Here is a 14,802-nt window from a genome sequence, read left to right as displayed (position 1 = left end):
ACTTGATTATCAATTCTCTGGATCAGTCCACATACCATCTTTCCTGATGATCTCTATTAATTCATCCACTGCATTTTCTGACGGCACTGACCTTTTCACTACTTCTTTGCCTCTATATAGGGTGATCTTACCCTTCCCCGAACCAACATAGCCAAAGTCTGCGTCGGCCATTTCACCAGGACCATTCACGATACAACCCATGATGCCAATCTTTACTCCTTTGAGGTGATCCGTACGCTTTCTGATCATTGCCGTGGTCTCTTGAAGGTCAAACAAGGTTCTACCACATGAAGGGCAAGAGATATATTCCGTTTTGGACATCCTGGTACGCGCTGCTTGAAGAACCCCAAAGCTAACCGAGTGGTTCAGTTTTATGTGAGTAAAGCATTTTTCCCTTTCTATATCTTCATGTCCAGCACTTTCTATCATGATACCATCACCCAAACCATCTATTAGTAACCCGCCAACGTCCGTGGCAGCATAAAGCATGATTTGATCTTGAGTATGCTGATTATACCTCACCTTTGGGACAACGGGAACCTTCACCTGATTGGAAATCAATGATACAAATGCCCTTCTCAAGGCTGGGTAAGTATGAGAATTTTCACTTGAAAGTATTACCACCAGGTCTTTTCTTCCTTTTACAAAAGGGATGGCATCTTCAATCTCTGAATCATTAATCATCAAAAAATTAAGAGATTGGTGATACAATTTTGATTCTTGAAAAGCTTTCAATGAGAATGCTGGGTATTTATTTTGTTGATCTTCCGCATCTTCCCAAGTTGAATAATCCTGAATTTCTTTCATCCCATTAGGGAGCATGAATGGAATAGGGTTGCTACCTGTATAGATGTAATCAGCACCTTGATCATTCATCTTCCATTTATCCAGTTCAGGCAAATAGAAATGCCCTACGTGCTTCATCTCTTTTGGTAGAATTTCAGATACTTTCGAGATATCCGTAATTACCCTAGGTACATTCGTCCCTCCAAAATTAGCAACTTCAACAGACTCCCTTCTCTGATATTCAAAAGGATTGATAGGGTATGTAACTACCGCTGGAATAGAATCATGCCCAACCCTTTGATCATACCTATCGACCAAAGCTTTGGCTACAGGAGCTTCGAATTCTGGATCTTCAGTCAGAGAGACCCTAACAGTATCTCCTAAGCCATCCTCTAGCAAAGTCCCTATACCTACAGCGGATTTGATTCTTCCATCTTCTCCATCACCAGCCTCTGTCACTCCCAAATGCAGAGGGTATGGCTTAAAACCTCCTTCATCTAACTTCTGCACCAAAAGCCTATAAGCTTGGACCATTACTTGGGTATTGGAAGATTTCATCGAGATCACGATATCATAAAACTCTTCTTCTTCACAAATCCTCAAAAATTCCAGAGCGGATTCCACCATACCCAATGGAGTGTCCCCATACCTACTCATGATTCTATCAGAAAGGGACCCATGGTTGGTACCTATTCTCATAGCCGTGCCATGCTCCTTACAGATTTTGACCAAAGGTAAAAACCGCTCCCTTATCCTTTCTAGCTCTTCTTGATAGCTTTCATCAGAATAGTTGATCACTTCAAATTTTTTCTTATCAGCATAGTTCCCAGGATTGATCCTGACCTTTTCGACAATTTTAGCTGCCAATTCTGCTGCATTTGGAGTAAAATGTATATCAGCTACTAGAGGTGTACTATAGCCTCTCTTCCTCAGCTCATCTTTTATCTCTTTTAGATTTTCTGCCTCTTTCATGCTTGGGGCTGTAATCCTCACCAATTGGCAACCACTTTCAATCATCCTGATACATTGCTCTACAGAACCTAGGGTATCCATGGTATCTACGGTCGTCATGGACTGCACCACAATAGGATTATTCCCTCCGATGATCACATTCCCGACTTTGACTGGAATCGTCTTCCTTCTCGAATATGAAGTCAGGCTATTACAATAATTCACCTTCTCCATCAATGATTTGGTTTCCATAAAATTTTATAAATCTCCTAATTGTGGTCTAATCACTATTTCTTCAACTACAGCACCTGGAGAAAGTTTGTATGCTCCCCAGACTGACTCAGCCACATCTGATGCTTTCATTAACCTTTCCTCTGGCACATCAACACCTTCCCAGCTGGCAGTATAAGTGGCTCCTGGAAGTATTGATGTCACTTTGATATGATAAGGACTTAGCTCTTGACGAATGCATTTGGTAAAACCAAGCATCGCCCATTTTGAAATCGCATAACTACCCCCGTTGGGATATGCCGTAAGCCCTGCGATAGAACCCATGGAGAAAATGTGACCCGAGGATCTGGCGATCATTTCTGGCACAAAAGACCTGGTTAAGTAATAGGCAGAATATAAATTTGTCTCTATCATTCTCTCCAAATTGCCCTCCTCTTCTGTATGGATTGCTCCTGGAAGAAACACACCCGTGTTGTTCACCAATACATTTGGAGTTCCAAGCCTCTTCTTTACAACATCAGAAAATTTCTGTACATCTTCTTTTTTTGACAGATCTGCTCGAAATGCCAATAACTGTTGATTTGGATAATTACTTGAAAAAAAAGTCTCCAAATCCTTCAAATCTTGCTCATTGCGTGCACAGGTGGACACATCAAACCCCTCTTTTGCAAATCGCTCAACAATGGCCCTACCTATCCCCTTGGTTCCACCAGTTACTAAAATATGCATTGACATTTTCTTTCGTTTTTAATAGTTAGCATAACAACTATTTTCCTTGAGCAAAGTTACATTTTTTTGAAAGATTTGCGAACTTAAACGATTAATCCTAGGCTGCTCATATTTTTTTCTACTAATTTTATCCTTATGGAACATGAAAGAACGGATAGACTGGAGCTAGCGGCACATTTTGTCAACACGACAAACAGTCCAATATTTTTGACGGGAAAAGCGGGAACAGGTAAAACTACATTTTTAAGAAAATTAACTTCACTCACTCACAAAAACCATATCATCATCGCTCCCACAGGCATAGCCGCACTTCATGCTAAAGGTGTAACTGTACATTCTCAATTCCTTCTTCCATTTGGATCATTTTTACCAACAAAAGAGCCCGAGGGGAATTTTTCCGGTGACGGGAATTTCTACACTCAATACACGCTCAATAGAAAGCATCCGCTCAATGCTGCACGAAAAAAAGTCCTTAACTCCATCGACCTGATCATCATCGATGAAGTCAGTATGCTCAGAGCTGACCTGCTTGATGCCATAGATTATAGAATGAAAAGGGTCAAACAAAATTATGATGAGCCATTTGGAGGAGTTCAAGTCCTCATGATTGGTGACCTCTTTCAGCTACCCCCGATTGTCAAGGATCAAGAATGGCATGTATTGGCAAAGTTCTACAACACCATGCACTTTTTTGCAGCTAAGGCGCTTCAGCAAGTGGGGTTAGTCTATGTAGAACTCAATAAAATTTTCAGACAAAAAGACGACATCTTCATTGATGTCCTAAATCACCTAAGGGAAAACCGCGTCACTAATGAAGACATCAAATTCTTAAACACTTACTATAAAACACCAGAAGAAATTGATAAGTTAAAGGAAGTTATCATCATCACTACACACAATACCAAGGCAGAAAATCACAATAAGAACGAACTGGCTGCCCTCAAGTCACCTATTCACCGATTTGATGCAAAAATTGATAAAGACTTTCCAGAAAGCCTTTACCCCATCCCAAAAACGCTAGAGATCAAAGAAGGCGCTCAAATCATGTTTATCAAAAATGATAGTAGTAGAAATGCCTCCTATTTTAATGGGAAAATGGCAATGGTAAAATCCATACATAATGATGAAATCACTGTTTTTCTAAAGGAAGAAAAGTCCGACTACATCCTTAGAAGAGAAACTTGGGAAAACAAGCGCTACATTATCAATGAAGACACAAAAGAACTTGAAGAAGATATTATAGGAACATTTGAACAGTTCCCAATCAAGCTCGCCTGGGCGGTCACTGTTCACAAGAGCCAAGGATTGACTTTTGACAAAGCCATCATTGATGTAGGTCAGGCATTTGCTCCAGGGCAAGTATATGTAGCCCTAAGTAGATTGAGAAGTTTGGATGGGCTAGCTTTACGCACCCGCATTCAACCTCACATCATCAGCTCAGACCCGCAAGCTGTCCAATTCACAAAACAGACTACAGATCATCAACAGCCCTTGGATACATTGCTAGAGCTACATCAAAAGCATTATATACAAAAATTGCTATCAAACACCTTCGATTTCCACAAGCTCATTCTAAGCATTGAAAACTTCCAAAAAGAACATGCTAGCACCATGGTATTTGAGGATGAAGAAATGAGAATGGCTATGGGACTGATTCATCAGCTTTTAAAAAAAGAGGAAGAAAATACTTATAAGTTTTCACGACAACTACAGCACTTACTTTATAAAAAAGATTTGCTTTTTATGATGGATAGGCTTGAAAAAGGCAGTGATTATTATAGCTCGTTATTCAAAAAAGTGCTTAAAAAATTACTTCTTCACCAAGCTGAAGTGGAACAGTTTACCCAGACCAAAAAGTATTTGGAGGAGATATCCGAGATTGAAATCAATTTATTGAGAAAATTGAATGAGATCATGAAAATCAGCACCCTGGTACCTGCCATATTGAATGGAGAAGAGATTGGAAGACTCTCGTCCATCACTGACAGTATTACACAACTTCGAATCAGTTTGGCTCATGAGGCTAAGCAAGAAGTAAAAGAGAACCCAAAATTCACTACCAATAAAACTGGCAGAAAAAAATCAAAAGACGACAAGCCAAAAATGAAACTTGAGAAAGGAGAAACCTACGAGATCACCTTTCAAATGAGTCGGGAAGGAAAAAGTATTCAAGAGATTTGTGAGATTCGAAATATGGCTAAATCTACCATAGAATCTCACCTTACAAAAGGAATCGCTCAAGGGAAAGTAGATATAAATCAGTATTTAACGCATGAACAAATCAGTGAAGCCGCTGTACTTTTAGAAATTGAAAATGGTGAAATTGGAGAAGTATTTAAAAAGTATCCCGAAAAGTTCTCATACACAACCTTAAGAATGGTGGCTGCCCACATGGCTCGAGACTAATCTGTTAACGAGCGGTTGATTTTCAAGGATTCAAATTTGTTTTAATATTGCCCATAAGGTTTTGCTCTTGTCAAAACAATGCAGTCACTTGCATTCTTCCGACGTGAACCAGTCTTCCTAAGCCCTCAGAATTCCTACCTTCATAAACCATATTCATCTGCAACCCTTCTCCGATTTTTTGTAGCCAGTTGAATGTCCAAGTTAAATTATTGCCCGTATTCAAAGCTTGGAGCATTTCATAGCCAGCTGGGGAGTTAGCTTGTCCATTATAGTCGATATATATGTACTTCAATTGTGCATTCAAGGTAGTACGTATGGCACGAGCAAAACGCAAATCTAAGCCAAGTTGATGAAGAACTGCCTTTTCATCTTGCAATTCATTGCTCAGGTTGACCTTGTCTGTATATTGATACATAATCGTAGACCGAAAAGTACTTCCAAGCTGCCAAGCAAGCTCTGGACCTAGAGCATATTGCTCTATCAGGTAGTTTCTATTTTCCAAAAAATCTGATCCTGCAAACCTACGGCCTGACATCAATAAGAACCTCATATTCCAATTAGGATTAAAATTAAAGCGTGTATTCAACCTCAAGTCTTTCTGTGCCAAATCTTCAAATCCTCCAGCAAGCAACTGTTTGTTTTGACTATCAAAAATAGAAAAGTCAAAACCATACTTTGGAGAGGACCTGTTGAAGAAAAAGGAACTCCTGATCACTTGCCTAACAGACACCAGGTCTTCATCAGCAAACCCTCCTACAAAGGGATTTACCCTATCCCAAAACTGATCAGATGTAATCTTCTTCTCTATACTCAAACTGGTATTATTAGAGAATTTTTGCAAAAGTTTTCGGAGCCCAGATACTGTCCTCCAAGTATCGGGGAATTTTGCATTCAACCTGTAATTGAAAATTGTGGAGTAAGCTTGAATGAAATCTGCCGTAGGTACAAATACTTTGATGAAATTCTTTTCCTCTGGGTTTACTGCAAGATAAAATTCATTGAGTTGCTGAACTCCATCACCATTATCATCCCGCCATGCATGGGTACCTTCTCCAGCGGGTACAGGAAGAAAAACAAACTCTCGCCTAAACTCTCTCCCGTTGCCCAAGGCATAAGAAAGCTCATTTCTCAAATTACCTTTTAGCAAATTACTGTGATAATCGATCTTCCCCAAAACTGTTGTTTCTACCTCATCGGCCAATCTTAAAAACCTCAACGCTCTATAAGTAAAAGTACCTTTAAAATCATGTAGACCAAAGCGTCTTTTCAAGCCTATATTGGTAGCGAAAGCTTCAGTATCTCTCACCAGCACTCCTTCTACAGGAAACTTATCCTCTCGCTTACTCACATCTACAAAAAAAGAATAGCGTAAGGTATCATTACTTTTGATGTATGCTGTATGCTCGATAAAGTTCATCGCAGTACTCACTACAGAATCTGTGGCTGCATCTCTTACTGTATTGCGATCCACCATAAGTCTATATCCTGGCACAATCACATTGCCTCTGTAGCTGATGTCCCCAGTATATCGAAGCCAGTAAGAGTCCAGATTCCTAACATCACTATCTAGTTGAAAAAAATCCTGTTTCAGGAAAATTTTATTCCCTATTACCTGATTGACTGTAGCGAGATGTTGCGTTCCAGCCAATACACCTTCCCGGTTCCGAAGGTTAAAGCGATAAAAAAGTCTCCTGTCTGCATCTTTTTCCAAGGCAAATTGTGTATTGAATATTCGCTCTGCTCCATGCTCTATGAGATCTTCTGGATTCAAACTCCAGTCCCTATCAAATTCAATATACCTTATCCGATCTATAAAACTAAAATGCACTGAATTGTACTCAAATTCAGTCAGCGCATTGAACTTATATCCTTCAAGCTTCTCAAAAGTTCGGTTTTCGGATGAAATACCTGACTTGATTCCAAAACCAGTGTTGTCCTCATTGTCTAATGTTGAAAAAAGGTTATTGTCTGTATTCGAAAAAGCAACCTCAGTATACGCCTGTTCATGAGCACTTAACTTCACCCTACCTCCTGCAGTCAACATCTGTCGCTTATTTGGTGCAGGAAGCTGAGACAAAATGCTAAACCTACCTTGAGGCTGACCATTGACACGGGGTACATATTCATATACGGGACCATTGGTTATTTGAGCTGACCTGACATAGTCCCCATTACCTTGCCCTACTTCTGAAAACCCTACAGCAAAAAATGCTTCTTCTGGATTGGTCGAATATTCGAAAAAGGATAAGGGATTGCCAGAAACATCTATCGTATCAACTCTTCTATACAAAATCCTACTAGGGTCAAAAGACACAGAATCTACTCTTGGAACAGCCGCAGCTTCCAAATCATCTCCAACCGAAGCTAGAAGGCGTTTTTCAGCATCCGAAAACTCAAAAAACAGTGGTCTATTCCTATTATCTTGCTCACGGTAATAGTTCATGTAAAAGGTCACTTTATCAGACTCTTGGATATGATTAGCAGTCAAGATGGATCTTGAATAATTTCTCTCAGCATATTCATAATCTATCCTCACACGTGAATACTGGGTGATCAAGACATTGGGAGTAAATGTAATTTCTCCTTGATTATAATCGATCACATAGTCATAGTTGAATCCTCTCTGAAGTTGTTTTCCATCTAAAAACACACGCTCCGAGTTGGCCATAATAATTACAAACCGCTCATTTTGCGGCCCAGGGATTCTGTATGGCCCAAGTGTACCTTCAAAAACATCGAGCTGAATAGAAGCAAATTTACCCTTTGCCACAGAGGCTGATGCTTGAGTAGATGCTTTCCATTTATCATTGAGCTGATAATTTGTAGTCACTTGAGCTCCTTGCACATTTTTATAATACCGCAAAAATTCCGACTCGCGCTGTCTCAAGACGACATCACCAGCTGACAAGTTGAATCTATCATTATACAACTCCACGAGCACATTATCAAAGTCTTGTAACTGCTGGGTATTACCTTCTGGCTGAAAAGGCACATTTTGATCTGTGATACTAGCACGGATATTCAGGTTATCAGCCAACTGGCCAGACATTTGAAGATTGAGTGAGGAGTTTACAAATACGTTTTGAGTGTTCCCAAAAGACACACCTCGGGTCAAGTTACCAGATTTCTGAAGGTTAGTGGAAGGAAAAAGCTCCTCTCTAAAATCAAATGCTGGAATGGCCTGTACCCTTCGGTCTTTAAACATGGCCATTGAATCATAATCCATGTCCAAAGATCTTCTGGACACTGGTAAATGAAAGCTATATGGGAAAGTTTTATAGCATACTCGAATAGAATCTATCGCATCTATTGATCCTAAAGCGACTTTGATCATCCCTGTATTCAGATTATACTCAAACTCAAAATTCCTATCTGCACCATCGCTGACTTGAATATGTTCCTCCATTACTGATAAGGAATCAAGCAAAACCCAACTCGAAAGCTGATCTGTTGACCACCATTTACAACGCTGTTCTTGAGCGCTAAGCTCAAGAAAAACAAGCAAAGTAAACCCTAACAGTAAAAGTTTTTTCAATTGAGAACATGATGATTAATACCACCTGCTAAGGTAGTATATTCAATCAAAAAAAATAGTCGACACAAACTTTGATTATTTTCAACCCATCTGAATATCTTGCTGAACCAATTCAAAGGAAAGGAAAAAGCTAGTCCCTTTACCTTCCTCTGTCTCAAACCAGATTTTTCCACCAGCAGTTTCAACACCTCGTTTGGCAATAGCCAAGCCCAAACCTGAGCCTTCAGACTTGGTACTAAAATTAGGGATGAAAATTTTATCTTTTAACTCATCAGGTATTCCCTTACCATTATCTTTGATTTCTAAAACCACTTGTTGATATGGAACTATTTTGAGCGTTACGTCTATTACAGGCTGTTTACCCGAATCTACAGCTTGGATACCATTAATGATCAAATTCCCAATCACTCTCCCAAAAAGCTGGTCATCACCCATAATGTATAAGGACGCATTTTGACTGAAATCATGGAGGATCACGGTTCCTTTATCTCTATTTTTAAAAAGCTCAACACTCTCTTGCACCACAGTTCTGAAATCCATCAACTCATTTTTAGGAAGTGGCATTTTAGCAAATGTTGAAAAAGATGTGGCAATATCACTTAAGGTATCTACTTGATGAATGAGGGTTTGAATTGGCTTTTTTAACTTTTCTGTATCATCAAGCTTCCCCATCGCTTGTAATCTAAGCAAATGCTGTAAAGTGAGCTTCATGGGAGTAAGTGGGTTTTTAATTTCATGAGCTACTTGCTTGGCCATTTCTCTCCAAGCTGATTCCTTTTCAGTATTGGCCAAAGTTTTCTTACTTGCTTCCAACTTAAAAAGCATGTTGTTATACTCATTTACCAAAAGACCAATCTCATCATTTGTGGGCCAATACATGGGTTCATTACTGTCCAAGTCGGTATCTTTCAATTTTTGTGTTAGTAAGTTGAAAGGAAGCGTAAGCTTCTTTGATACAAAATAAGAAACAAATAAAAATACAATGAAAATCAACACAAATATATTGGCAATGTTGCTTAGGACATCCGCTATCAACATGTCAAGTTCAGCCTCGGACTCAAAGAAAGGAATAGATACAATTGCCCTAACTTGCTGACTATCGGTAGATCTTATAGCCACATAGACAGTTTTGAAACTTAAGTTACCTATTGTCTCCTCTAAAATAGCACGATTGTTTTGCTCACTAATGATTTGTGCCCAAGCAGCTGGATTGATAAATTTAGTGACGATGCGCTTATCAAAAATATTTGGCTGTGAAGTAGCAAGGAGCGTACCGTCTGACTGATAAACATTCACTTCTACACTAGTTGTCCCCGCTAAGTTATTGACCATTTCAACTAGATCATCTCGATCTGCTTCTCTCATAGATAACCTCTCCATAATAGCCGAGAGGTTGTCTGCTACCAATGAGGCCTTTTGAAAATATTGCCTATGAAGCTCCTCCTTATATGAACTCGTCAATAATCCGATGATGATCAAACTAATGGTCAAAATCGGAAAGAAAAAAGCGAAATTCAAGTACATCTGAAGTCTTGTGGCATATGTAAAACTAAACCTTTTGATTCCGTTTCTTAGGGTGAATGCTAAAATACTAATCAAAGTAAGTAGAATAAAGGCTACGAAAAAAAGTGAAATGTCAGCAAGAATATAATAAACAGGGTAAGTTGGTGAAGATACTATTACTTGCCGATCCTCATTTTCAACACTAAAATGGTGATATTTCTTCGCATAAGAACCTGTTGACTTCAACTTACTTGAACTCAAAAACTCCTCTAGATCTAAGGACCTATAGTTAAATACGCCTACGGAATACTGTAAAACACCATCCTGAAAAACAGCATAATCAAAATTCCGTTCTCCAAGATTTGCATTGTATTTCCTATCTAATATCAATCTCGGAAATACCGCTGTTGGGTGTATTTTCAATTGCTTCAACTCTATAAATACTGTGCCCACAAACGTACTTTCCCTGTATAAAGGGATAAAAGTCACATACCTATTTCCAAGCCCCTCTCTAGAGCCTTTGACAAAATACAAATCTCTTACAGAAGTGGCATTATCGCTTTTGATATAATCTAATCTTAAATCCTGTAAACTCTCTGTACTTGACCTATCAATAGCATTGTCTCCCCTAACATTGAACACTCGGATTTTCACATCATATTGTTCAAAGTAATTGGTAATATGAAACTTTCGAATCTTCCTTTCGATCACTTCATTTGGCTGGAAAGGATCTGTAAGTGTATTCTTGATAAACAAGTCTCCTTTTATCCTATCCATAATGCCACCAAGGTAAAACTCAGCCATAACATCATTTTCCACCAATTGTTGCATGCCAAACCTAACTTTTGCTTGATGCTGTCTATCCAAAAATACTTGATGAGAGGCGATCCCTGTTACTACAGCACCAATCAGGCATCCAAAAAAGAAGGTAAGGAATGTATTCAAACCAAGCTTGAATATATTCTTGTAAAGCTCAAAACTTACTATTGAAAACAACAAGAAGAAATGAGATAAAAAAGCTATAAAATAGACCCAGTTGTAATATCCTAATAAAATCCCAATAGGGACTGAGAAGTAAACCAAAATTCTCAAAGCAAAAATTTTCTCAATCCTTTCACCGCTTAACACCAAATTGATCCCCAAAATAGAAAACAATAAATACATGGCTCCACCAAAGAAAATAATCAGCAAACTGATCATTTTAAAATAGTCAAAAGAAGGTAGTGTGAGAATATTTAGATCCCATTGTGCATTACTCAATATATTGATATACAAGCTGTAGAAAAGCGCCAGTAGAATGGTAGAGACCAAATAAGAAAGAAAGACAAAAATACCTGGTCTAAAAGGCTCTCGAAATTTATTAAAGTTTACCTGAAACTGTTGGCTTGCAAATACCTTCAACACCAACCCAAACACCACCATATAACAAATGGTGTTTAAAAGCAAATCCCCTAAACTTGGGTTGAACCAGGAAGAAGCATATTTACTAGAATCAAATAACTCAAATTCAAAAAAGTCTTGTGGAAAGTGAAAAAATAACATAAATGATCTTATAATAAGAAAAATCCCACTTGTATATATAATTGCCAGGTTTCTTTTACCTTTCTTCCAAATCATGGAAATAAACCCATAACCGACTATCAATACGAGCAAAAGCAAGGAAAAGAAAAATATCAATACAGTATGATTACTTTCCTTATGTACAGGCTGATAACCACTTTCGAATCGAATAGAGAAAATAAAATCCCCCTTTATACTTTTAATATCATGAGCTGAAAATGTTTGGTCAGGGTAAAGACTCAACCTGTTGTTTCCAAAAAGCTCCGGATTAAAGCCAGATAATAAAAAATCATTCTGAATTTCTCTTTTGAAATTCAGTGGAAAAAGCTGTACAAGCCAGAAATTTCCTTCACCTCTTTTTACTTGGCGGATTTTTGCATAATATACCCCACGTGTATCTTCATACAATTGATGTGCTTTGCCTTTATTCAATGAGGAAAAGACTGGTAAATGTTCGAAATTTGACCAAAATATCAAACTATCTCTATCATCAAACAGGTAATAGGGTTGTCTATGGTTGTGTAATAATAGATTTTGGAACTTCAATTCATCTTCAGGCCTGTTTTTCATAAGGATCTCAATAAAATCCTCATCAAACTCCTTTTCTACAAGGTGTAGGTTATCCTCTATATCCTTTACAAATTGATCTGTTCGTGCTGATTGTCCAAAAAATTGATGAATTGCCAAAAGAATACCAATGGCTATAATTGATGCAAATAAAATCAGTCGTCTCTGTTTAAGCATATTGTTTGTCAAAGTAAAAAAAGCAACGTTATATTTCAAACTTTGCCTTTCTACTTGTTATATCTATTAAAATCATCTAACTCCAATTTCAAACTAACGCTATTAAAAAAAGTTTAAGCTTATTGATAATTATACGCAAAATTTTTACAAAAAACAGAAGTTTATACCTCAAACAAGGTGAATTTTAGCAACCTAGAATTTTGGTATAATATCTAAAAAATAACTACTTTGACTAAAACAGGAGTCATGGCATATCCCATTGCAATGCAGCTCAAATCACGATTTTAACTTGGTCAATTTCACACAATGGAATTCTTACGTCGCAAATATGGGTTTGCGAGCTCCTTCAGTCTTCTATTTTTGGCATTTTTATACCAAAAATATCCAATCACAGCGGCTATCAAGTAAGGCATCGTGAACAAATACAGGATTCCTGTATTAAGACCAGCTCCAATACTTGTTTCACCATTACTCACATTATTCTCCACTGATGCTCTACACATGGCACATTGCGCTATAGATTGGAAGCTCAGAATCACCATTCCAAAAACAAAGAAACTTACTTGTACTATCTTCTTCATATTTTTACAACGATAGGTTTTCAAAATTAGTTTAGAAGCTGTAATAAGGGCTTATCATCAAATATACGATTACCCCCGTGATGGTGACATACAACCAAATGGGATAGGCATATCTTACTATCTTTTTATGTTTAACTCTCTGATCCGTGTATCCATAATAATAAGCCAACAAAATTGGGAACAATGCTACAGCTGCCAGTAAAATGTGGGTTAACAGCACAAAGTAATAAACAGACTTGATTAGGCCTTCACCGCCAAAAGATGTACTTTCAGCAGCCGCATGATAGATCACATAGGAAACTAAGAAGATTGCACCTAATGCAAAAGCAGTTGTCATAGCAGTCCTATGAAGTTGAATATTCCCACTTTTGATAAAAAAAAGTCCAGCCAATAAGGCCAGGGTAGCTGCACTATTTATTACCGCATTAAGGTGAGGAAGAAAATAAACCCACTCATTCGCTAGGTCAAGTTTGGTAGGCATAAATAACAAAACAGCTACCACAACGGGAATAACTACAGCTATCACTGTTACCCACTTGATTACAGCTTTATCATTTGTATCATTCATTATCTTACTATTTTCCATAAAGTAAAATTTTAGTCTCTAATATTAATCTATCTACATCTTCTCTACTCGTACCACTATAATAGCCTCTGATCCTACCATCACCATCAACCAATATAAACTTATCAGAGTGCACAAAATCATCCGCAACTCCCTCACCGTCTATCGTAGGCAATATAAATCCACAACGAGCCAGCTCATATATTGAAGCTTTATCTCCTGTAAGAAAATGCCATTTATCAGGGTTTGCATTATGCTTCATGGCATAGGACTGAAGTATTTCTGGCGTATCGTATTCTGGGTCTATTGAAATCGAAAAAATTTGAACATCATCTTCATTTCTAAAAACATCATCAACACGTTCCATTTCAGTTGACATCACTGGACAAATACTTGGACATGAAGTAAAGAAGAAGTCTACAATCGTCACTTTACCATTCATATCAGTTCTACCAATTGACTCATTATTTTGAGATGTCAATTCAAATTCCGGTATGCTATGTTGCTTTCCTTCTTCAAACTCACAAGCTTGAAGGGGGTTGTCAACACCTGTTTCATAAAAAACAGGAATCTGGTAAGTATTTGTAGTCATCGTCTTTAGGAAGACAATGATCAAAACAGGAATCATCAAGATACAGAGTAAAACAAAGCCTTGTAATATTCTTAATCCTTTCATAATTATTAATTTTACTTATAACAAAAAAGTAGGTTGAAGAGTCTCTCTCCAACCTACTTTTTTTTAGATTATTTGAAGATTACCACCTCAAATTAAAGATATCAGTTCCTTCTCTTACTAAGGCAATCACAAGCCAAACCAAGAATATCAAAGGTACAATAATCGAATAAAACAATGGCTTAACCTCATCCCCAAGGTGCATGAAATCCATCATGATATATTTCGCTTTCCATATCGTCAAAGCGATAAATAGAAAGTAAAGTAACAATCCCCTATCCATGGTAAAAGCCATCACAAATTCTACTGCAGTAATCGCTAATAGAATACCTGCTGTCTTCCAGATTTTCCAAAACTTCGCATCATCTCTTGGAGTGACTTCCAAAGTCGATTTATTTTCTTGTATAGCCATAATGTTATGATTTATCTTTTAAGCCTTCTTTAATCTAAAGATCATTGAAAGCGATATTATTTCAATTTACAAATGATCACATATATCACCATTTGAGGTAGGATAAACCTTTGTGATTCCTCAAAT

General features: G+C 37.7%; 9 protein-coding genes. 1 reads left to right on the top strand and 8 read right to left on the bottom strand.

The window, feature by feature from the left end:
• Window positions 1–9 precede the first annotated feature (9 nt).
• Both ispG and MM239_RS06435 read right to left on the bottom strand, forming a co-directional pair.
• Complete coding sequence (gene ispG / locus MM239_RS06440) at window positions 10–1,989, bottom strand: (E)-4-hydroxy-3-methylbut-2-enyl-diphosphate synthase (protein ID WP_241347383.1); 1,980 nt, start codon at window positions 1,987–1,989, stop codon at window positions 10–12.
• A 6-nt stretch (window positions 1,990–1,995) separates the two neighbouring features.
• On the bottom strand, window positions 1,996–2,703 hold the full coding sequence (locus tag MM239_RS06435) for an SDR family oxidoreductase (protein ID WP_241347382.1): 708 nt from the start codon (window positions 2,701–2,703) through the stop codon (window positions 1,996–1,998).
• A 129-nt stretch (window positions 2,704–2,832) separates the two neighbouring features.
• Here MM239_RS06435 and MM239_RS06430 point away from each other — a divergent pair, with 129 nt between their 5' ends.
• Entirely contained in the window at window positions 2,833–5,103 is a 2,271-nt protein-coding gene (locus MM239_RS06430; protein WP_241347381.1) for a helix-turn-helix domain-containing protein, read from the top strand.
• A gap of 70 nt (window positions 5,104–5,173) precedes the next feature.
• Here MM239_RS06430 and MM239_RS06425 read toward each other — a convergent pair whose 3' ends face one another.
• The 6 genes from MM239_RS06425 to MM239_RS06400 form a co-directional block, all read right to left on the bottom strand.
• Complete coding sequence (locus tag MM239_RS06425) at window positions 5,174–8,509, bottom strand: hypothetical protein (RefSeq protein WP_241347431.1); 3,336 nt, start codon at window positions 8,507–8,509, stop codon at window positions 5,174–5,176.
• Between the two features lie 210 nt (window positions 8,510–8,719).
• Window positions 8,720–12,445 (bottom strand): sensor histidine kinase, encoded by a 3,726-nt coding sequence (locus MM239_RS06420; RefSeq protein WP_241347380.1) that lies wholly within the window; start codon window positions 12,443–12,445, stop codon window positions 8,720–8,722.
• A 299-nt stretch (window positions 12,446–12,744) separates the two neighbouring features.
• On the bottom strand, window positions 12,745–13,026 hold the full coding sequence (locus MM239_RS06415) for a hypothetical protein (RefSeq protein WP_241347379.1): 282 nt from the start codon (window positions 13,024–13,026) through the stop codon (window positions 12,745–12,747).
• Between the two features lie 31 nt (window positions 13,027–13,057).
• Entirely contained in the window at window positions 13,058–13,594 is a 537-nt protein-coding gene (locus MM239_RS06410; RefSeq protein ID WP_394801489.1) for a DUF420 domain-containing protein, read from the bottom strand.
• Between the two features lie 7 nt (window positions 13,595–13,601).
• Complete coding sequence (locus MM239_RS06405) at window positions 13,602–14,267, bottom strand: SCO family protein (protein WP_241347377.1); 666 nt, start codon at window positions 14,265–14,267, stop codon at window positions 13,602–13,604.
• Between the two features lie 79 nt (window positions 14,268–14,346).
• Window positions 14,347–14,676: a cytochrome C oxidase subunit IV family protein gene (locus MM239_RS06400; protein ID WP_241347376.1), complete on the bottom strand. Its 330-nt coding sequence runs from the start codon at window positions 14,674–14,676 to the stop codon at window positions 14,347–14,349.
• Between the last annotated feature and the right edge of the window lie 126 nt (window positions 14,677–14,802).

The sequence above is a fragment of the Belliella filtrata genome (assembly GCF_022549775.1).
GTDB lineage: Bacteria > Bacteroidota > Bacteroidia > Cytophagales > Cyclobacteriaceae > Belliella > Belliella filtrata.
This window is presented reverse-complemented; position numbering and strand designations above follow the sequence as displayed.

Coding starts and splice junctions, on each gene's coding strand:
- ispG (WP_241347383.1), bottom strand. CDS start 1,989: ATGGAAACCAAATCATTGATGGAGAAGGTGAATTATTGTAATAGCCTG.
- MM239_RS06415 (WP_241347379.1), bottom strand. CDS start 13,026: ATGAAGAAGATAGTACAAGTAAGTTTCTTTGTTTTTGGAATGGTGATT.
- MM239_RS06420 (WP_241347380.1), bottom strand. CDS start 12,445: ATGCTTAAACAGAGACGACTGATTTTATTTGCATCAATTATAGCCATT.
- MM239_RS06425 (WP_241347431.1), bottom strand. CDS start 8,509: ATGGAGGAACATATTCAAGTCAGCGATGGTGCAGATAGGAATTTTGAG.
- MM239_RS06400 (WP_241347376.1), bottom strand. CDS start 14,676: ATGGCTATACAAGAAAATAAATCGACTTTGGAAGTCACTCCAAGAGAT.
- MM239_RS06405 (WP_241347377.1), bottom strand. CDS start 14,267: ATGAAAGGATTAAGAATATTACAAGGCTTTGTTTTACTCTGTATCTTG.
- MM239_RS06435 (WP_241347382.1), bottom strand. CDS start 2,703: ATGTCAATGCATATTTTAGTAACTGGTGGAACCAAGGGGATAGGTAGG.
- MM239_RS06410 (WP_394801489.1), bottom strand. CDS start 13,594: ATGAATGATACAAATGATAAAGCTGTAATCAAGTGGGTAACAGTGATA.
- MM239_RS06430 (WP_241347381.1), top strand. CDS start 2,833: ATGGAACATGAAAGAACGGATAGACTGGAGCTAGCGGCACATTTTGTC.